The sequence below is a fragment of the Aeromonas sp. R1-2 genome (assembly GCF_040908505.1).
Classification (GTDB): domain Bacteria; phylum Pseudomonadota; class Gammaproteobacteria; order Enterobacterales; family Aeromonadaceae; genus Aeromonas; species Aeromonas veronii.
Map to the genome: position 1 here is coordinate 65,214 of NZ_JBFODU010000052.1, position 19,721 is coordinate 84,934.

Here is a 19,721-nt window from a genome sequence, read left to right on the forward strand (position 1 = left end):
ATATTTGTTTCTGGCGACTGGCGTTTACCGCGTGGCTGTTCAGGCCCACACCTTTGTTTATCTCCCATCGCCCCCTATACTGGCCCGCTGTTGTCTCTTCGGTCTGGATCTTCTCATGCCCCTTGCCTTTCTGTTCCCCTTCTCCTGCATTGCCATCTGGGCTGGCAATGGCATCGTCAGTAAACTGGCGGTTGGTGTGTTGTCCCCTGCAGCCTTGGCCTGGTCGCGCTGGATGGTGGCTGCGCTGGTATTAAGCCCGTTTCTAGCCCGTCGGGTATGGCGTGCGCGTGCCCGCATTCGTGCCGGTTTTTGGCAGATCGCCATGCTGGCTTCGCTGGGCATGGTGCTCAACCAGACTTTTGGGTACTACGCGGCGCAAACCCTGGGAGCCACCGAGATGGGGTTGATGATGGGACTGACGCCGCTGCTGACCGTGTTGTTCAGCATCTGGCTGCTGCGCGAGCGGCCCACCTGGGGCGCCGTGCTGGGGGCGCTGCTTTCCATCCTTGGCTTGTCTATCTTGCTGGGGCAGGGAGATCCTACCCGGCTGTTTACCCAAGGCATTCATATCGGCTCTGTCTATATGCTGATTTCGGCGGGTACTTACGCCCTTTACAGTGTGCTGCTCAAGAAGTGGGATCTGAGGCTCGACAACTGGTCGCTGCTCTACGGTCAGGTGATCTGCAGTGTGGTGATCCTGACCCCCTTCTTTTTGCTGGTGGATGGCCAGTGGCCGGATGGGCGGGCCCTGTGGCTGATCCTCTATGCCGGGATCCCCACTTCGGCGCTCTCGCCCTGGCTCTGGATGCAGGGTATCGCTCTGCTCGGTGCCAACCGTACCGCCATCTTTATGAACCTGCTGCCGGTGATGACGGCTGGCCTTGCCATCATCCTGCTGGGGGAGCGGTTGACCAGCTATCACCTGATCGGGGGTGGGCTGACCCTGCTGGGGGTCTTGCTGGCACAGCTGCTGGTGCGTCCGGTGGTGGTGGGTCGCCGCCGGGTTGTAGTGGTTAACTAAATCCGGATACTTGGTTAGGCCAAATATCGGCTTTTGCTGGCGGTATCCCGTCGCCGGGAGCCACTCTGACTTCAGGCTTCTGAATAACCGTTCCATCGGGGCGTTATCCCAGCAGTTGCCACGCCGACTCATGCTCTGGGTCATGCGATAACGCCACAGTCGTTGCCGAAATGCCCGGCTGCCGTATTGACTACCCTGGTCGGAGTGAAACAGCACGCCAGATGGGCAACCTCGTTGCTGATATGCCATTTCCAGTGCTTTGATGGCCAATTCTGCATCAGGCTTATCAGACATCGCCCCCCCGGGTGTGCAGGTCAAGAACCGCTGCCAGGTAATGCCAGCGACCACCGGCCCAGACGTAGGTGATATCGCCACACCACACCTGATTGGGTTGCTGGACATCAAATTCTCGGGCCAGCAGATTGGGAATGTCCGGTCGTTCTGACCGTGCCACCTTATAACGGTGTACGCCCGGCTGTTTGGATGCCAACCCGGCCTCCTTCATCAGGTTACGTACTTTGAATCGGCCAATCTGATACCCCAACTCTCGCATCATCGACATCAAAGCGCGGCTGCCCGCTGAGTTCCGGCTTTCTTTGAACAAACGGCGCAACTCACAGCGCTGTTGCATACGTTCACGGTTAATCGTCCGCCTGCGAGCCAGATAATCGTAAAAACAGGAGGTGGGAACATCGAAGGCGCAGCAGACCAGAGTGATGGGGGCTTGCTCCCTTAATCGGTCTATCAGCGCGTACGTGTGAACTCGTCCGCCATCAAGAGAGCAGTAGCCTAATGGGATGGTCTGCTCCATCCACCCCGCTATGCTGGAGCCAGCATCAAGGAGGCTCATCATGACTCAAGCGCAGATTTACATTTACGGTATCGATTTAGGCAAAAACTGGTTTCACCTGGTGGCGATGGATCGCATGGGGCATGTATTGACCAAGCAAAAGCTCACTCGTTCACAACTGAAACAGTTCATCAGTACGACCCCACCCTGTCGGGTTGCCTTCGAGGCATGTCCTGGTTCGCAATACTGGGGGCGCCTGTTCCAACAGGCGGGGTTCGAGCCCAAGATTATTCCCGCTCAATTTGTTAAGCCCTACCTCAAATCGAACAAGAATGACTTCAACGATGCCACCGCCATTGCCGAGGCTGGTAGCAGAGGCACTATGCGCTGTGCCCCGTTGAAATCTCATGAACAATTGGCATTGCAGGCGACTCATCGCGTCCGTCAGCGTTTCATCGTCGAACGTACCGCCACTGTCAATCAGATGCGAGCGTTGCTGCTGGAATATGGGCTCACCGTGCCAGTCGGCAGAAAAGTCTCCGAGCGCTCTCTGCCGACGATCCTTGAAGATGCCGAGAATGGCTTGCCTGACTTTATCCGCGCTCTGGTATTGCGTCTGAGAGAACGGTGGCAACAGCTGGATATTCAGATTGATGACATGAGCCTCATGCTCGGACAAGCCTCAAGCGCATCAAGTTTGTGCCAAAAAATCAGTACCGTCCCCGGCATTGGACCGATTGTCTCAACCGCGTTGATTGCCGCGATTGGCAATGGCTCACAATTCAAGAAAGCCCGCGACCTGTCAGCCTGGTTGGGGCTGGTCCCCAGGCAATATTCAACGGGCGGAAAATCTTCGCTCGGCGGGATCAGTAAGCGTGGCAATAGCTATTTAAGGCAAATGGTTATTCAGGGCACCAAAGCGCTGAAAATTCACATGAAGCGTGACAAATCATCGTTAGGCGAATGGGTCGCCAGGCTGGAGGCCGGCCATCACCATCATGTGGTCCTTATCGCCTTGGCCAACAAGATAATGCGAATTTGCTGGAAAGTACTGACATCCGGCAGGGATTACCAACCGTATCCCAACACAAGTTCAGCTGTTTAACAGATATAACTCATACCCGGTTTTGCGAGCCAAAAACAGATGACAGAAGCGTTCACCCCACGACGTTGCAGCCTGGCTAAATAAAGGCTATGTCCCAATTACGTGTTGCATGGGGTGCCCCAGCGCCTCATGCAAACAGAGCCAATAAAAAAGGCGGCCATTGCAACAATGGCCGCCCTGCGGGGCGTATTGACGATCAGCGTCGGCGATAGAGACCCGGATCCACCTCTTCGTAGTGGCTGGTCAGGTATTGATAGAAGGCGAGATGGGAAGGGGTGCTCGGTTTTTTCAGCTCCTCGCTCACCCGATCCGGCTTGGCGATGATGAACTTCGGATTCTGGCGCTGGATATCGGCCAGCACTCGCTCGCGCACGTCATAGGGCGGATTGACGTTGGCAAAGAAGAGGTAGGCGGACGCTGGCTGGCGATCGGTCCAGAGATAATATTGCGGCTGGATGCCATCGACCCAGATCTTGTCGCTCGGGACTGTCTCGGCCTTGATGCGATCAACCCGTACCTGCGCGGCCGGATTGAAAGGGCGACCCTTGAGGGTGCCTTCCCAGGCGTTGTTGATCATCAGCAGCAGCATGGCCAGCGTTGCCAGCCAGGGGGTGGCACTGCGCACATCCCAGGCGCGCCAGAGGGGGATGAGGATCAGCACCGGCAGTGCCCACAGCAGGCTGGTACCGAGCACCTCGTTGACCCGCTCGAGGGACCACTCCTTGGTGCTCCAGCCAAAGGCGAGCTGCTGGGCCAGCAGCCAGCTGGCGGTGAGCACCACCAGCGAGATGCAGAGCAGCCCGATGGCATCTGCCTGCTGTTCGCTGCGATCCAGCAATACCGCCAGCGGCAGCACCGCCAGTTGCAGATAGAGCACGTCATAGTGATCGAACACATGGCCGGAGACCGAGTTGGCGATCAGGGTAAACAGCACCCCAAACAGGGTCGCCAGCAGGGCGGGCAGATACCACTCCTGACGGCGGCTCAACATCAGAATGATGAAGGCGGGCAGCAGCATCACAAGGCCGGTGCGCAGCAGGCCGACGGCGCCCACCATGGGGGAGAAGCCGTTGCCGTAGCTCCCCTCGAAGAAGATGTCGAAGGCGTAGTATTTGAAGGCCGCCAGCAGATCATGTTGCTGGAAGTAGGCGTAAAGCGGGCCGCCAATCAGCGCCAACCCCAGCAGGCTGGAGATGAGCAGCAAGATGGCGTCACGCCACTTTTCGTGCAGACACCAGTGGCAGAACAGCACCAGATACCAGGCACCCCAGAAGGCGCCGTTGTTGGTGCGCATCCAGGCGACGATGGCGAAGGTGAGAGCCGCCGCCAGCGCGGGCCACCAGCGAAATCCCTTGTCCAGCAGCAGGGTGATGAAGGCCCACTGGGCGATGAGGGCGAGGTGGAAGGTCCAGTCCTCAGTCATGTTGCCGTAGTAGTAACGGGTGCCGTAGAGAGCCAGCACCGCCAGCATGGCGCCGAGACGCGCCTTGAACGAGAGTCCAAGCTGGGCAAAGGCTTGCCAGCTGGCCAGCAGTCCGAGCCAGCAGAGCACCCACTCCAGCGCCCAGATCCCGACAACCCCCCCCATTCGATAGCCCAGCGCATCGAGGGCGAAGATCATCGGCCCCTTGATGTCGATCATGTCGCGATAGAGCACGCCACCTTCGCTCCACATCTTGCCCATCACCGCGAACAGCGAGGCATCAAAGCCTGGCGCCATGGCGTGGAAGAGCGGGTTGCGCAGACAGAAGAGCAGCGCCAGCAAGGCGGTCAGCAGCACAATGGCTGGCTTGATACCCGGGTTGACGCGAGGGGGAGTGAAACGGATGGAGTGATTCATGAAGTCGCCTGTTCCTGCAGCTGGTCTTGAAAGCGGGCCTATCTTGCCGAGCTAGTGAGTGCGATGCAATGGGGCAGGCCCGTGTGGGGCAAATATTCTCGAAAAAGCCCGGTTCTTGCAGGGAACCGGGCGCTGGCTGCGGCAATATTGGCCGTCAGGGGGATGTGGCAAAGCATCCCTCCGATATCAACTGAAGTACTCAACCAGGGGCGGCTGCGCTTCCAGTGTCGGCAGGTGACGGGCCCAGCGGATAAAGGCGTCGGCCAAGGTGATACCGAGCTCCTGATTGTGCTGGGTCAGGGTGCGCGCCAGTGCGGTGTAACCCTCCTTGCCGGAGGCGGTATAGGCGCTCGACACCCCGCGATAGACCTGTTCGGCATTGACCGCTTGCCACTGGCCGGGGGCTGCTTCCCACTCCAGTCGGGTGATGCGCTGACCCTTGGGCCGATCGGCCTGATAGGTGAATCGCACCCCTGCGGTGTAGGGGAAGCTGCCGTTGCCATTGCCGACCACGCCGTTGTTGGTGGCGTTGTCGATGGCATTCTCCAGCGCCTCCGCCAACTCGTGACCGTGCACCCGATAGAGGGTGAGGGGAATGGCAAACGGCAGCAGGCGACCGGCGATATCTGCTTCGCTCAGGGGGCCCGGCTCCAGCGAGCAGCGCACGCCGCCAGCATTGTGCAGGGCAAAGTCCACCTCGCCTACCTGTTCACGGGCGGCGGTCAGCATGGCGCGGGCCACCAGCGGGGCGAGCTGGCTGCCGTGGGGCAGGGTGGCATCCGGCAGCCGCTGATGGGGCAGTGGCGCCGCCAGTCGGGTGACGATGCGCTGGCTCATGGTTTCAATCTCCGGCCGATAGCGTTTGGCCAGATGTTGTTCAAGCTGTGGATCCGGCTCGCAGAAGGTGAGCCCGGCGGGTGGGGTGGAGGCGTACGGCCAGGGCAGCCAAGGGAGCCACTCCAGCTGACCCTGACTCTGCACGACGCGGCCCGCCTCATCGAAGGTGAGCTCGCAAACACCGAGGCAGAGGGCGCTGTGGCCAGCATGCAAAATAGCCACCCCGTTGTTCATCAGCGGATAGCTGCCTTCACTTGGCAGACCTAGCGGCGCGAGATCCCCCAGCAGACTGTGGGTATGGCCACCGATGATGAGACTGAGCTCGGGGAAGCGCTCTGCCAGCAGCTTGTCCTGATCCAGCCCGAGGTGGCTCAGCAGCACGATATGCTGGATCCCTTCGCGCTTGATCTCCTGCAACACCCTGGTGAGGGTGTCGGCGACCGCGTGGAAACGGGTGTGGGGATCCGGGTTGGCGATGGCAGCCATCTGGGCGAGGGTGATGCCGAGCAGCGCAAAGGGAACCCCGTCGATCACCCGACGATGCCAGGGCTGATGGGCGTCGTAGAGGTGGGGAATATCCCACAGCCCAAGCGGCGTGTCGGCTGGCTCCTGACTGTTGTCCAAATTGGCGGCCAGCACCGGAAAATCGAGCTGGCGCAAGAACTCCACCAGCGGGCCGTTACCCAGATCGAACTCGTGGTTGCCAAGTACCATGGCATCGGGGGCCAGCATGGCGAGCAGGTCGGCGTTGGCGCGCCCTTTGAAGCGGTTGAAATAGAGAGAGCCCTGAAAGGAGTCGCCACCGTGCAGAAACAGAAAACGCTGGCCGGCTGCTGCGGCTTGGGCACGCAGTTGGGTCAGTCGGGTCAGGATCCGGGCATAACCGCCGCACTGGGTGCGCCACTGGCCTTCACCGACAGGGGAGAAGCTCATGGGCGCGCCATCGAAGTGGGAGTGGCAATCACTGAAATGGGCAAGTTGAACCGTAATACTCATCTCGGTCCTCCTTAGGGGGAAAATGAGCACCGAGTCTACTGCAAAGGGGGGGGAGGATACCAGCCCGACAGGGTGCCGGGCTGGTCAATGATCAGGCGGGTACCATGATCTGGGTGGCGACGATCACCACCAGCAGGCCGACGGCGACCGGCATACTGGTGCGCTTGACCACCTCGAACGGCGAGAGCTTGCCCATCCCCGCACAGGCGACCACTACCCCGGAGACCGGCGAAATGGTGCGACCCAGGTTGGAGGCTTGCAGCATCGGGATCACCAGATAGGCCGGGTTGATGCCAAGGCTGCTGGCCAGGTTGGGGATCAGCTCCACGAAGGCGTAGAAGGGGGCATTGCCCGAGCCGGTGGTGAAGGCGGCCAGGGTGGTGATCACCACCAGTGACAGCATCATGATCAGGCCGCCTGAGCCGAGATCCTGCGCGTGAGCCAGCAGGGTGTCGATAAAGCCGATGGTCATCAGACCCTGGGCGAAGACACCGGCACCGACCAGCAGCATGACCACACCGGCAAAGGCGTCAGCCATGTTGCGCCAGCAGACCTGCAGACCGTCCAGCAGCTCCTTGCCATTGCGGATCCGCACCAGCTCCAGCAGGCTGGCCAGCACCATGCACATGACGATGATGGTGACGATATCCAGCTGCGGACCCCATTTGCCGTCAAACACCAGCACCCCGATGATGGGGGTAAAGGGCAGGATGGCGTAAAAGGCAGGCGCAGTCGTCACCAGATCACCCGGGGCGACCGGCTCGTTGTGCTCACCGGATTTTTGGTCAAGGTAGCGCTGCCAGAAGAAGTGGGTCACCGCCATACAGGCGATCGCCACCAGCGAGATGGGCAGGGTCAGCTTGAAGGCAAAGTCCAGCAGCGGCATGTTGGCGGCCTGGGCGGCCATCACCACGTCACCCGAGGTTGGTGCCAGAATGATGGCGGCTGGCGAGGCGCACACGGCCGCCGCCGCGCCACGGGAGATCCCCATGTTGACCATCAGCGGGAACAGGGTGGCCATCAGCAGCACGCCGAGGCCGGTAGCGGAGCTCACCGCCAGCGACATGGCGCAGGCCACCAGATAGGCAGCCACCAGCAGGATATAGGGGGACTTGATGATGCCGAGCGGCTTGCTGGCCAGCTTGACCAGAATGGTGTTGGCGCCGATATGGCTCATGTAGCCGGCGAAGCCGCACAGCACCATGATTAGCATCCCCAGTCCACCGCCACGGTCATTGAGCAGGAAGCGGACGTATTCGAAGATATCGGTAGCGATATAACCGGTGCTGACCACCTTGCTCGGCAGTACCGGCTTGCCCATCATGGCGGTGATGACCAGCAGCAGCAAGCCGCCGCTCAGCAGCACCCCGGTCGCGGAGTATCCTTTGAAAATGGCACGGCCCACCACCAGGGTGATCAGGGTGCCAACGATGAGTTCCAGCATATGTTGCCTTCTGATTGGATGAGAGTGGAGGGAGTCTATTCCGATAGGGGTAGAGTGGCGACTGGAAACAGGATGTTGTGTGAGCTAAATCAACGTTTAACCCCATGAACAGAATTAAAGAAAGGTAAAGGTACTTTACCCAGCGGGTTTGGCTACCTACTCTTGCCAGCCTTGGTTGTCTTTTGAGGCTTTTATATGGTGATTGGTGATTTTTTAGGCATTAAACGCTCTATTTTCCTGCTTGCGATGCTATTTTCACCTACTTGCGTGTTTGCGGTAACCAATGACGGTTTTCATCAAACCGGTCCTCATCAGGCGGTCGCCATGCGGCGTCTCATGGCTCCTCACTCTTACGGCGTTCTGGTGGTTGCCGAGGGGAACAGACCCCGTTTTGCCGCGCTGGCATCCAAAACCACGGAAGCAAACTGCCTGGCCCGTCATGCCATCCGGGTAGATGGAGTCGCGCTGCTGGTTACTCCGAGATTCTATGCCAAAGAGGGAAAACGGGGACTTTGCGAGCTGTGGCTCAATGAGGGGGCAGATCAGGACTTTTTTGCCAACCGCCTTAAAAATGATCATTTTATTCAGATAGATGGTCATGACATCAATGTGAAAAACTATCACCTCGACTGGCAGCGCATCAGCCGTCATGCTCAATAAAAATACAGTTTTGCCCTTGTGCCATACTCTGCTCACGCAACCTGTGAGCGTGCTCTGATTTCTGGACGCATCATTGTATTGCGCCGCCTCGTCGTCACACATAGGCTATACCCGTCATCTGTGTGGCGGTGGGGTTCACCAAGGTTGGTACTCCGCCCGTGCAATCAAGGAAGGTAGTCTGGCATGGTCAGCAAGGTTTATGGAGTAGTGGGGGTCGGGTTGTTGCTGTTGCCCCTGATGAGTCAGGCTCAGCCGAGCCGGCCGCAAGTGGTGCCAGAGTCCCGCATCAATGTCCGTTTTTATGAGGTCAATGCAACCAGTCCGGAGCAGCTTGCCCGGGCGATTGCCCAGAGTGCTCCCAAGGTGAATGGCAAGCCCGTACTCGGCAAGGCGAGTTATCAGGTGGACTGGCAGCTGGATACCGAGCAGTTGCCGGGGCGCTGCCAGCTCAACCGGGTGACGGTGACCACCAACGCCACCGTGTTGCTGCCCCGCTGGCGTCAGAGTGCTAACAGTAACGATCCTGCCCGCCAGCGCTGGGGGCGGCTGCTCTCCAGCATGTTTGACTACGAATCTCGCTTCAAGGAGATGGTGCTGCAAGGGGCCAATCAGGTGGGTGGCGCCATTGCGGGATTACCCGGTCATGCAGATTGCCAGGCACTGCGCTATGCCGCGTGGGCTGCGGGCAGTGGCGAGCTGAGCAAGGTCAAGGGACGGCTCGACGGATTCCAGCGTCAGACAGGTTACGGCGAACAGCTCGGGGTGCACTGGCCCAAGTGAGCGCTATCTCAAGACGCAATATCCAGCATCGCACGATTTGATAAATAGAATGGCCGCCCGATGGGCGGCCATTCTATTTGCTTGCAGAGTCCGGTTTAGACCAGCGCCTTGCCTTTGAGCAGTTTGCGCACCCAGTAACGGGCTGGGTGGAGCGCTTCCAGCAGATCGGCGGCCAGCGGCAGGGGATCGCCGCAGATCTCGCTGGCGAGCAGCTCGCCACAGAGCGGCGCCGAGCAGAGACCCCGAGAACCGAGCGCCCCCAGCACATAGAGGCCGGGGTGAAGGGGGAGCGGCTGGGCGTTGTGCTGATCATGCTGCAGCTGCGCATAGTGATCCGCCAGACCTTGCAATCTGGCCACTGGCCCCACCACCGGCAGGTGATCCCGGCTGGCACAACGCACCCCTACGCGCGCCTCGTTGCCGCTCACATCCACTTCGGCGGGCCAAGTTTGCTCCGGCAGGCAGGCTTGCAACCGCACCTGATTCTGGATTTGCTCCTCGGCACGAAACTCAAGGCTGCTCTGGTTGCGGCCATAACTGGCACCAATACAGTGTTGATCGTTGTGCATAGGTGTGAGGTAGCCATCGTAGCAGAGCACTGTGTTGAGTTGACTCAAGCTGGCCGTGGTCGGCACATGGCTCACCTGACCGCGCACCGGATAGAGCGGCAGCTCGGCAAAGGGGAGCAGTGCTGGCAACTGGTGACCGGCGGCGACCACCAGATTGGGGGCCTGCCAGTGGCGGCCATCCTGGCTCTCTACTTGCCAGCCATCGGCCTGCTCGGCAATGGCGCTTACTTGGGTGTGGTACTCCACCTGCAGCAGACCACGGGCTTGCGCCTCCTTGATGGCTGCTCGGGTGAGATCGGCCGGACAGAGCCAGCCCCCCAGCGGGTAACGGACGCCGCTGTGGCCGCAAGGCAGGCCAACCACCTGCTTTACCTCTGCTGTAGAGAGGGGATGCATCAGTTCGGACGGGAAGGGGCCCTGGTTCATTTTCGCCAACTTGGCTGCCGATTTGTCGTCATAACCGAGCTGGGTCACTCCACATAATTCGAAAGCGATAGGATGGCGTTCGGCCAACGCCAGCAGCCGTTGGCGGGCATAGCCAAAAGCGAGCGAATAGAAGCGTGACAGCGCATCGTGCTCGCCGTTAAGCAGTGGATAGAGGGCACCCTGGCGGTTGCCCGAGGCGCCGGTGGCCGGTTCGCCATCTGCACACAGCAACGTCACCTTGCGACCCCGCTCCACCAGAGAGAGCGCCGTCATGGCCGAGGCGATGCCGCCGCCGATGATCACCACCTCGCCAGCGCGTCCGGCAGGACGGGCATACCAGGGGACTATGGTATGCTGCGGCTGCTTGTCGGTGCGATCCCCCACCAGCATCTCCCGCTTGCTACCGTGGCCCTTCACCTTCTTCATGGCAAAACCGGCGGCAATCAGGCCGCGACGGACAAAACCGGCACAGGTAAAGGTGGCGATGGAGCAATCGGGACGAGCGAGGCGAGCGAGACCGTCAAACAGATCCTGTGTCCACATCTCCGGGTTCTTGGCCGGGGAGAAACCATCCAGATACCAGGCATCCACCAGCCCCTCTGCCCGGTGAGGCACCAGCGGCAGCATATCCTTGATATCGCCAAACCAGAGATCGAGGCGAATGCGCCCGCCCGCAAAATGCAGGCGGTGGCAACCGGAGACTGGCAGCGGCCACTGGGCGACAAGATCCTGACTAAAGTGGCCAAGTTCAGGCCAGGCGGCCAGCGCCTTGCGCAGATCGTCTTGGGTCAGGGGGTATTTCTCGAAACTGATGAAGTGCAGACGGGAGCCATTGCCTGATTGAGGCGCCTGTTCCAGGAAGGCTTGCATTGTCGCCAGAAAGTTAAGACCTGTGCCGAAACCTGTTTCACCTATCACGAAACTGTCACTATCGTGGTGCGAAAATCGCGCAGGTAGCCGGTTTTGCTGCAAAAAGACGTAGCGGGTTTCACTTAGACCGTTATCATTGGAAAAGTACACATCCCCGAAGTCACTGGAGACAGGAGTTCCCGCTTCATTCCAGTCCAATCGGGCATGATGTAAGGATGTTTGACTCACGTTTTCCTCGGCTCGCGTCACAAAATCGCGGGCATTCTACGTGAATTCCAATCCTCAGCGAATAGCCATTGACGTAACTACCCGCCGTTCTTCTACCGGAAAGTCCTTCGTTCGGATGCGATGCGGTTCAAAGTGGTCAGTCTCACAGGCCATCCCCAGTGGTGAAGATGTAGAGCTAGTACGTCAGTTCATCAATGAGAGAGTTAAACCCATCATGAAAGCCTATGCCGTCACAGTCTCCGATAAATGGGACGCACTGACCCTGCTGAATCGTCTTCTCTTGGCTCGTGGTTATGGTGAAGACCGAGCCCTTGCCGTTATTGCTGAATGCGAACAAAGGGCACAGAGAGGCCCACAGCGTCAGACCTCTAGGGACTGGATGGACTTGATCACTGAGGTTGCCCCTGAGATTGAACCTGATGTGACAACTCCAGTTGAAGCCCTTGTAAAGACCTCGGGTAATAACACAGAGGAGGCAGCCGCCAGAGACCAAGGGCCGACAGTGGGTCAAGTCTATGAACGCTTCTTACAACTCCGTCTCCCTGACTGGAAGAAAAGCTCGGCAGGGGCTTATAGGACAAGCTTTACCAAGCTCAACTCTTTGGGCCTAGCGTCTTTACCGGTTGCTGACTTGAAGCGAGCCACATTGGATACAACCCGACAGGGGATGATTGATGATGGTATGAAAGCTGGGTCTATCAATCTTGTGTTCAGACATCTATGCCAAGCACTCCGAGAGGTTGAGCAGGTCTATGGGGAAGACGAGGGGCTCGACTTCACGAAAGCCATTAAGCACCTGACCGGATTGAAGCCTCTAAAGGATGAATCTAAGACGGTTGACCGAGCATGGCCCGTTGAGGCAATTACCGAGGTATCCGCTAAGTTAGCCGACAAGATGAACTCTCCGCACCTCTCCGAGGCTAACAGGGTCAGACGCTCAGGGGCCTATTGGCAACTCTGGTTGTCTCTCGCTACAGGTTGCCGAAAGGGTGAAGCCGAGGCCATGCGGAAAGGCGACATAGTGAGGGAAGGCTCATTGATGGGTATCCATATCAAGGGAACCAAATCAAAGGCAGCTGACAGAATGCTCCCGCTTGTGGATGGTCTGAATGGTTTCAACCTGTCAGAGTTCGAGGCATACCTTGAGACCCTGCCCAGTGATGACACTCTGCTATGTGGTGGTGGGTCATTGGAGAACCTCAGCAAGACCGAGAGGGCTGCCTTCCAGATGAGTAATGGTGATGGCCTGACCATTCATGGATTACGTCACACAGCGGCTACCACCTTGGCGACTTTGGGTTTAGACCCTGTGCTTCTCTCTCAGTTTATGGGGCATGCCCAAGCGGTAGCAGGCTCAGAGGTGACGCAGCGTTACATCACTGGGGCCATTGAGGCACGTAAAGGGGAATGGTTGAAGCTGCATCAGGCCATCTCTGAGTTGCTGCACAAGGACGGGTAAACAGTGGCATAAGGGGGTCTCGATTAGAAATTGTCATAAATTTATGAGACCCCATGTAATTGTATATACCTACAAAACACCCCCTCATGCCCTTCTGATTCAGTCACTTAGTCGAGTCCCTGTGTGAAAACATAGGGGCAGACATCTTGCTTGTTCTTCTAATCTTGCGTAGCTGTGCGAACCATTCTCATTTTGTTGGTGTCATCAAACAACCGTTAGGTGATACCAGAGGGCAGGGTCATTTGTTGGTGTCATCAAAATAGGTATTGACCATAGTTGCTACCGGTAATTATGATGATACCACTTTATGACACCACCGAGAGATTGAAGCATCATGTCCCGCACCTTCGCTTACTGCCGAGTGTCTACCGTTGAGCAGACCACCGAGAACCAAGTCCTTGAGATTGCCAAGCGGGGATACACTGTAGAGCCGCACAGAGTCGTCACTGAGACCATCTCGGGGTCAACCCAAGCCAGTACACGCCCTGAGTTCAGGAAGCTGCTAGAGCGTATGGAAAGCGGTGATACCTTGGTTGTCTTGAAGTTGGACAGATTGGGTAGGGATAACATTGATGTGCAGACCACTATCACCAGCCTGACCGAGAGAGGGATCAAAGTGGTGTCTCTTGATTTGCCAGTGTCTGACTTAACATCACCAGAGGGTAAGCTCATGTTGCAACTCATGGGGGCATTCGCTGAGTTTGAACGTAATCGCATCAGGGAGCGTACACAGGAGGGGCTACAACGAGCTAAGGCCGAGGGTAAGGCGCTGGGTAGACCCGTTGCAGTAGACACCACTGAGGCCGTTCAGAGAGCCAAAGGGGAAGGGCTGAGTCAGAGCAAGGTAGCGGACAAGCTGGGAATCTCACTGGCTACCGTTAAGAGACATTGGAACAAGTAGATTTGCATCACGTTCAGTGAAAAGGGAGGCCATGTGTCTCCCTATCTGTATGCTGCAATAGCCACCTAATACCTACTTTCTGTCGTGCCCATACTTTATGTGTTCATACAGGTGGTTTATGTATAGCCATCCCAGATACACAGTTGTTAAACAACCAAGAGCCCATAAAGGGTCAACCCCTTGTGAATGCAGGCTCCACACGATTGAATATATTAAGACCCCTAGAAATCCCGTCATGCCCAAAGCACCGCAGAATCGAGCGAACATATAACGTAATCCTCTAGTTGTTTAAGTAATCAGTATGGGAGTCATTCTACCCACTCAATGGCCTTACGTTAAGCTCTTGGCTGTGCTCTCCATCAAGGTTTTAGCCCATTGTGATTAAACCCTGACTATAGGGAGAGAGACCTCTCACCATCACATTTATTTTCATCCACTCATCATCATCTGAACCCAGTGAGCCATCATGTCGTTAGAACCTATCGACCTCTCATTGCTCAATCTCTGGGTTAACACTATGCACGTCTGAAAGGATACCCTTGGCGGGGTCTCTGGGGATGACTATTAGGCTGGGCAGAATGATAAATCATTAACGTACTCTTTGGGTTTCAGGCACCCATCGTAGAGGAATTGACAATGGCTAGAAATAGCAAGTAGGAGACTACGATTATGGAGACCATTATTCATGGAGACCATTGGCTACAGGCCAGTCCTTGATAAAACATTAAGATGAACTTTTAGATATTGCATCATGTTTCCTATGGTGTGAGCATTGAGACAATACTCAGTGTGAAGACCATAGGGATTGATGATGACCATTCTCATTGTTAAGGATGGATATTGTAATAATAAATATCATCCTAGCTCAGTGTTAGACGTTAATGATGGTCATTAAGATAAGGCCTAGTGACCATCTCAAGGTCTAGCTTAATGGTCTAGCCTAGAGTTCCGCCTCAGTATGGGAACCTACTGGGGTGGATCATGCTAAGAAAGCCCTGATTTAGAGTGACCTCGATTAAACCCTGACTATAGGAGGGAAGGAGCATCACCTTGGTGGATTATTGTTGTGTACACGCCCTCGATTCTACCCAGTGTCTCATCGCCGAGACCATCAATCCAGTAAATCCAATCCAGCCGCTTATTGTCGGTGCCTTCTTGTCTTGCCTGTCCGGTTAACCGTTGGTTGTTTCGGTGCTGGAGGCTGAGACAGGAGGCGACCTGACAAGAGGGCATCCACAATAGGAGAAAAGACAATCATGAATATCACCACCGCTAATAACCCAATATCCGAAGTGTTCCACTTTGACGGATACAAGCAGATTAGAACCATGTATCGACCCGAGGATGACACAGTGTTGTTCTGTGGGAAAGACGTTGCTGAGGCTCTGGGTTACAAGAAGTCCGAGAAGGCAATCAGCGACCACTGTAAAAGGGCCGTTATGGTCAACATCGCGGAGCTTGGGAGTTCCTACCCCAAAACGGGGGGGAACCCTAATATGAACTTTATCCCTGAATCTGACGTTTACCGCCTAATCATGAAGTCACGCCTCAAGACTGCCGAGAAGTTCGAGGAATGGGTCTGTGAGGAGGTTCTGCCATCAATCAGACGCTCTGGTATGTACTCCAAGGCTGTCGCTGAATCCAACCTCAAGCCTGAATTACAACATGCGCTGGCTGTTCACATCGAAGGGCAGACCAGAAGAATGCTTGATGAGCTTGACCGAATGGACTACTTCGGGACTGCTTCTGATGCAGCGAAAAAGACTATCCGAGAAGTGATTGCTAAGCGTTTCAATGTGCCTGAGAGTTTGATTACCGAATTGCAACGCAAGGGGCTTGCTGGGATGGTCAAGTAAATCTAAATCGCCCTTCCCAGAGTTTAACGGCCTAAATTTTCAGGTGGCTGAATCTGAGAGTTTGGTCTCCTAAATTTTTAGGCCATCTCTTCTACCTATATCGACCGACTTCTATCACCACTATTAACCACCAACATAAGGAGGAATCATTATGTCCAACACTCACGCCCATTCATATACATCCCGTGGTCGTATTAACCAACCTAAATACCGTTTCTCTGAACAAATTCGAATTATGCGAAAGCAACAAGAGGTCTTGCGTAAATGGAGCGACCCAGCATCAACCGAAGCGCTCCAATGTATTGAACGTATTCTTCAAGGTGAGCGAGGTGTCCGTTATTCCGCTGCGGCTAAAGGTAAGCAAGAAACATCATTCATCTTGGCGCGTAATATGGTCAAACAAGAAGATGCGGCCCTTGAACTAGAAAAGGTACAGGAGGCCATCGAATGGGACAATTATCAGAGCGCTACTTTGTGCGCCCATGATGTAGCTCGTTATGTCAGTAAACATGGAATTAGTATCAAGGAGGTGATGGCATGAGTGTTACAAATATTTATGACATTGAAATCAACGCTGATAACAACACTGCTGTTTTCCTTGGTCAAGCTGTCACTCTTGATTACCTTGCTCATTTCATCCTGCCATCACTCATAGAGCAAAACTGGTCTGTTTCCGCTCTGGTCGCCTCTATGGAACGGGCTGGGGTTCCCTCTCGTTATCCGGTATGGCGACACCCCCAGATTCAGCGTTTCCTCATTGAGCGCCTAGAGGCCCAGCAGAAAGCAGAGCAAGAAGCCCGAGAGTATGAAGAACGTAGACGCGCTATGTTCCCGACCCCCGAGGAACTCAAAGAAGACCAGCGCAAGCGAGCGGAACGCAAGGCCAAAGCTGAGAAAGTAGCCGCAGAGGTACGCAAACAGCGAGCCTCATCTGGTCAACGCAGAGAGCTGCCCGAAGGTCTGAACATTCTGGCCCTGTAATTGGGGCCATTTCACCACAGCTAGGTTACTGGCACAGGAGTAACTACCACAACCACCAAAACACAGGAGGAACCTTTTATGCAAACCGCAACGAACACCACTAAGAATGACATCGCCGCCACCAACATCCAAATCATCGACCGTGGTAGCGAACCATGTTTCTCAGGCATCGTGTCTCATACCAACCCCGAGAATGGCCAAACTCATAACATGGAAGTGACCAACGCAGGCCCATCGACCAGTTATATCTCTCTGTTGGCATCTCGTATCGACCGCATTATGAATAGTGTTGAGTACAAAGAGTGCATGGGGATGGAAGGCGAGGGACTCTTTGCTTTCCACCGCGATACTGACGCCCCGACACCCATCATTGTCCCGAGCCTGACGAACCGCTCTGTGACCGTGAACATGAAAGACCCCTACAGCAACAACACCATGCCAAGCAAGCTGACCATCCTTCAAGGGGAGAGCATTGTGTCCAAGCCCGCTGCTGATGCCCTGCTGTTGTCCTTCGCGCTGGAGCGTGGTGATTCTGAGGTTGATGGCACACTGACCGAGCTGACACTGCATCAGGAGTTCATGCGCTTGGTTGAGTCTTTGAACTTCGAGACAACTAACGCCATTGTGAAAGCTGTCAAAGAGTCCCCGAAGAAAGCCGCCCTGATGGTATCTGAGACCGTCACACTGAATGGTGGTGCAGGTGTTAACCCCAAGGTTGAAGCCGCTGAGGACGCACTAGACAAAGCGACAAAGGCTCTGGACATCATGGGTCAGTCTATCGAGGACTTTTCCGTATTGATGACCCCTGCACTGCACAAGGCGTTTGCCCGAGTGGCTCGCCGTACTGGTGTCAGCAGTGTGAATCACTTTGTTGGCACTGAGGTCTCCCTCTACAACGACCCTGACGGCCTTGAGTTCGGTCTTATCGTTGCCCCCAAGCGGGCTATCTGCATCTCTTTTCGTGAGCGTGAGGATGGCGAGGTGTTCAAGTGCATGGTCACTCGCAAGCCTGATACACAGAGCACAGCTTTGGAGATTGTGGCGGTAGCTGACCTTTTGATGGAAGGTTTCACCAAGGCCAAGCGTGAGGATGGCTCCATTGTTGAGGTGGCATTGCCGCTGATTCGGGAGTTCACCTTTACCGAGGGCTCATTGTGATGACTGGTATCATTGAATTGGATTGGAACGGGTCACACGGCCATGTTTCCTTCGCTGACAAATATACCCTCCTTTACACAAAGCCTTCTCTGGGTTTTGCCTTTGACGTCCTTCACTACGCTAAAGGCGATTTGGTGTATCCCACCGGCTTCCGTTTAACCAGCCCGAGCGGAGGCATGGAGCTTCTTACGCCCGAGCAGGTTCAGGAGGTTGAGGCATATTGCGAAGAGAACGCATCAACTACTTGGGCTAATTTGTGCTCCCTCCCGTAGTTAACTAAGTCTCGTTGGCGTTCCTTGTCACGCTGTTGTCACTTGTTAGATGTAAATCAATCAAGGGTCGCCCTAGCGGGTGGCCTTTCTTTGCGATTTAACCCTGACTATGTGTTAACGCTGACACCAAGAAGTCACCATGATAAACTCACAGTTCAACCATAAAGGCACCATTTCTATGCTCTACGTGAAAGCAGACCAGTTTGGCAGCCGAAAGCGGGTAGACTTGGCGCCAGTTTTTCCAGACGAGATGAATTAATGAGAAGAGCAGTGATCACCGGTATCGGCGTCATCTCCAGTATCGGCAACAACAAGGAAGAAGTGCTGGCCTCCCTGAAAGCAGGTAAATCCGGCATCACCTATTCCGAGCAGTTCGAGCAGCACAACCTGCGCAGCCGTGTCTGGGGTAACATCAAACTCGATCCGTCTGAACTGATCGACCGTAAAGTCATGCGTTTCATGGGCGATGCTGCGGCCTACGCCTACCTCTCCATGCAGCAGGCCATTGAAGATGCCGGTCTGGCGGAAGATCAGGTCTCCAACGAGCGTACCGGCCTGGTGGTCGGTTCAGGTGGTGCCTCCGGCAAGAACACCTCGGAATCTGTGGACATCGCCCGTGAGAAAGGGGTCAAGCGTGTGGGCCCTTACATGGTGCCGCGCACCATGTCTTCCACCACCTCTGCTTGCCTCGCGACCCCGTTCCAGATCAAGGGTGTCAACTACTCCATCAGCTCCGCCTGCGCCACCTCTGCGCACTGCATCGGTCACGCACTTGAGCTGATCCAGCTTGGCAAACAGGATGTGGTCTTCGCCGGTGGCGGTGAAGAGCTGGACTGGTCCTCTACCATCCAGTTTGACGCCATGGGTGCCCTCTCCACCAAGTACAACGACACGCCGGAAAAAGCGTCCCGTACCTATGATGCGAACCGCGATGGTTTCGTTATCTCCGGTGGCGGCGGCATTCTGGTGATCGAAGAGCTGGAACATGCGCTGGCGCGTGGTGCTCACATCTATGCCGAGTTGACCGGTTACGGTGCCACCTCCGATGGTTACGACATGGTTGCTCCGAGCGGTGAAGGCGCGGTGCGTTGCATGAAGATGGCGATGCAGGGTGTGGGCAAGGTTGATTACATCAACACCCACGGCACCTCCACTCCGGTCGGTGATACCAAAGAGCTGGAAGCTATCCAGACGCTGTTTGGCGCCAACGGTCCCAAGATCTCTGCCACCAAGGCGATGACCGGCCATGCGCTGGGCGCTGCGGGCGTGCACGAGGCTGTCTACTCCCTGCTGATGATGGAACACGGCTTTATCGCTCCCAGCATCAACATCGAGACTCTGGACGAGAAGGCCGAAGGTCTACCCATCGTGCGTGAGTACGAAGCGGCCGAACTCAACACTGTCATGTCCAACAGCTTCGGCTTTGGCGGTACCAACGCCTCTCTGGTGTTCAGCAAGTTCAAAGGCTGATATCCGGTTGATATGAAAAAAGCGCCTCAGGGCGCTTTTTTTGTCTTCGGGATCTGCC

Annotated in this window: 15 protein-coding genes and 1 pseudogene; 11 read left to right on the forward strand and 5 right to left on the reverse strand. The window is 56.1% G+C overall.

The genetic code is table 11. The annotated features are described in order from the left end of the window. Nucleotides 1-115 precede the first annotated feature (115 nt). Nucleotides 116-1,021 carry a DMT family transporter gene (locus AB5Y76_RS18165; protein WP_263717109.1) on the forward strand — a complete coding sequence of 302 codons (906 nt, stop codon included), beginning with the start codon at nt 116-118 and terminating at the stop codon, nt 1,019-1,021. Nucleotides 1,022-1,063: 42 nt separating this feature from the next. Here the strand turns inward: AB5Y76_RS18165 and AB5Y76_RS18170 are convergent. Then, a pseudogene (locus AB5Y76_RS18170) lies at nt 1,064-1,811 on the reverse strand (IS3 family transposase); the annotation flags it as partial. A 61-nt stretch (nt 1,812-1,872) separates the two neighbouring features. Between AB5Y76_RS18170 and AB5Y76_RS18175 the strand changes: the two are divergent. Continuing rightward, nucleotides 1,873-2,916 carry an IS110 family transposase gene (locus AB5Y76_RS18175; RefSeq protein ID WP_263717110.1) on the forward strand — a complete coding sequence of 348 codons (1,044 nt, stop codon included), beginning with the start codon at nt 1,873-1,875 and terminating at the stop codon, nt 2,914-2,916. A 196-nt stretch (nt 2,917-3,112) separates the two neighbouring features. Here the strand turns inward: AB5Y76_RS18175 and AB5Y76_RS18180 are convergent, their stop codons facing one another. From AB5Y76_RS18180 to dcuC, 3 genes are all read right to left on the reverse strand, one after another. Continuing rightward, complete coding sequence (locus AB5Y76_RS18180) at nt 3,113-4,756, reverse strand: hypothetical protein (protein WP_263717111.1); 1,644 nt, start codon at nt 4,754-4,756, stop codon at nt 3,113-3,115. 186 nt (nt 4,757-4,942) lie between these two features. Continuing rightward, nucleotides 4,943-6,589 (reverse strand): bifunctional UDP-sugar hydrolase/5'-nucleotidase, encoded by a 1,647-nt coding sequence (locus tag AB5Y76_RS18185; protein ID WP_263717112.1) that lies wholly within the window; start codon nt 6,587-6,589, stop codon nt 4,943-4,945. 91 nt (nt 6,590-6,680) lie between these two features. Further along, entirely contained in the window at nt 6,681-8,033 is a 1,353-nt protein-coding gene (gene dcuC, locus AB5Y76_RS18190; protein WP_128815305.1) for an anaerobic C4-dicarboxylate transporter DcuC, read from the reverse strand. A gap of 195 nt (nt 8,034-8,228) precedes the next feature. On the opposite strand from dcuC, the gene AB5Y76_RS18195 reads away from it, so the two are divergent. Further along, nucleotides 8,229-8,693: a hypothetical protein gene (locus tag AB5Y76_RS18195; RefSeq protein WP_263717113.1), complete on the forward strand. Its 465-nt coding sequence runs from the start codon at nt 8,229-8,231 to the stop codon at nt 8,691-8,693. Between the two features lie 183 nt (nt 8,694-8,876). Further along, the gene (locus AB5Y76_RS18200; protein WP_103252452.1) at nt 8,877-9,473 is read left to right on the forward strand and encodes a DUF922 domain-containing protein; all 597 of its coding nucleotides are present in this window, start codon (nt 8,877-8,879) and stop codon (nt 9,471-9,473) included. 95 nt (nt 9,474-9,568) lie between these two features. Here AB5Y76_RS18200 and mnmC read toward each other — a convergent pair whose 3' ends face one another. Beyond that, nucleotides 9,569-11,587: a bifunctional tRNA (5-methylaminomethyl-2-thiouridine)(34)-methyltransferase MnmD/FAD-dependent 5-carboxymethylaminomethyl-2-thiouridine(34) oxidoreductase MnmC gene (gene mnmC / locus AB5Y76_RS18205; RefSeq protein ID WP_263717114.1), complete on the reverse strand. Its 2,019-nt coding sequence runs from the start codon at nt 11,585-11,587 to the stop codon at nt 9,569-9,571. 193 nt (nt 11,588-11,780) lie between these two features. Between mnmC and AB5Y76_RS18210 the strand changes: the two genes are divergently transcribed. The 7 genes from AB5Y76_RS18210 to fabB all read left to right on the forward strand — a co-directional run bounded on the left by AB5Y76_RS18210 (nt 11,781) and on the right by fabB (nt 19,663). Further along, a complete protein-coding gene (locus tag AB5Y76_RS18210) occupies nt 11,781-13,025 on the forward strand; it encodes a tyrosine-type recombinase/integrase (RefSeq protein WP_368177803.1) in 1,245 nt (414 codons plus the stop codon). A gap of 334 nt (nt 13,026-13,359) precedes the next feature. Continuing rightward, nucleotides 13,360-13,926 carry a recombinase family protein gene (locus AB5Y76_RS18215; RefSeq protein WP_368163426.1) on the forward strand — a complete coding sequence of 189 codons (567 nt, stop codon included), beginning with the start codon at nt 13,360-13,362 and terminating at the stop codon, nt 13,924-13,926. Between the two features lie 1,256 nt (nt 13,927-15,182). Then, complete coding sequence (locus AB5Y76_RS18220) at nt 15,183-15,782, forward strand: Bro-N domain-containing protein (RefSeq protein WP_368177804.1); 600 nt, start codon at nt 15,183-15,185, stop codon at nt 15,780-15,782. Nucleotides 15,783-15,933: 151 nt separating this feature from the next. After that, nucleotides 15,934-16,323 (forward strand): hypothetical protein, encoded by a 390-nt coding sequence (locus AB5Y76_RS18225; protein ID WP_338771087.1) that lies wholly within the window; start codon nt 15,934-15,936, stop codon nt 16,321-16,323. Then, complete coding sequence (locus tag AB5Y76_RS18230; protein ID WP_368177805.1) at nt 16,320-16,763, forward strand: hypothetical protein; 444 nt, start codon at nt 16,320-16,322, stop codon at nt 16,761-16,763. Before AB5Y76_RS18225 ends, AB5Y76_RS18230 begins: the two co-directional genes overlap by 4 nt. Nucleotides 16,764-16,841: 78 nt before the next feature. Beyond that, nucleotides 16,842-17,921, forward strand: coding sequence for a hypothetical protein (locus AB5Y76_RS18235; RefSeq protein ID WP_368177806.1), 1,080 nt, complete (start codon nt 16,842-16,844; stop codon nt 17,919-17,921). Between the two features lie 530 nt (nt 17,922-18,451). Continuing rightward, entirely contained in the window at nt 18,452-19,663 is a 1,212-nt protein-coding gene (fabB, locus tag AB5Y76_RS18240) for a beta-ketoacyl-ACP synthase I (RefSeq protein WP_100645761.1), read from the forward strand. Nucleotides 19,664-19,721: the final 58 nt, after the last annotated feature.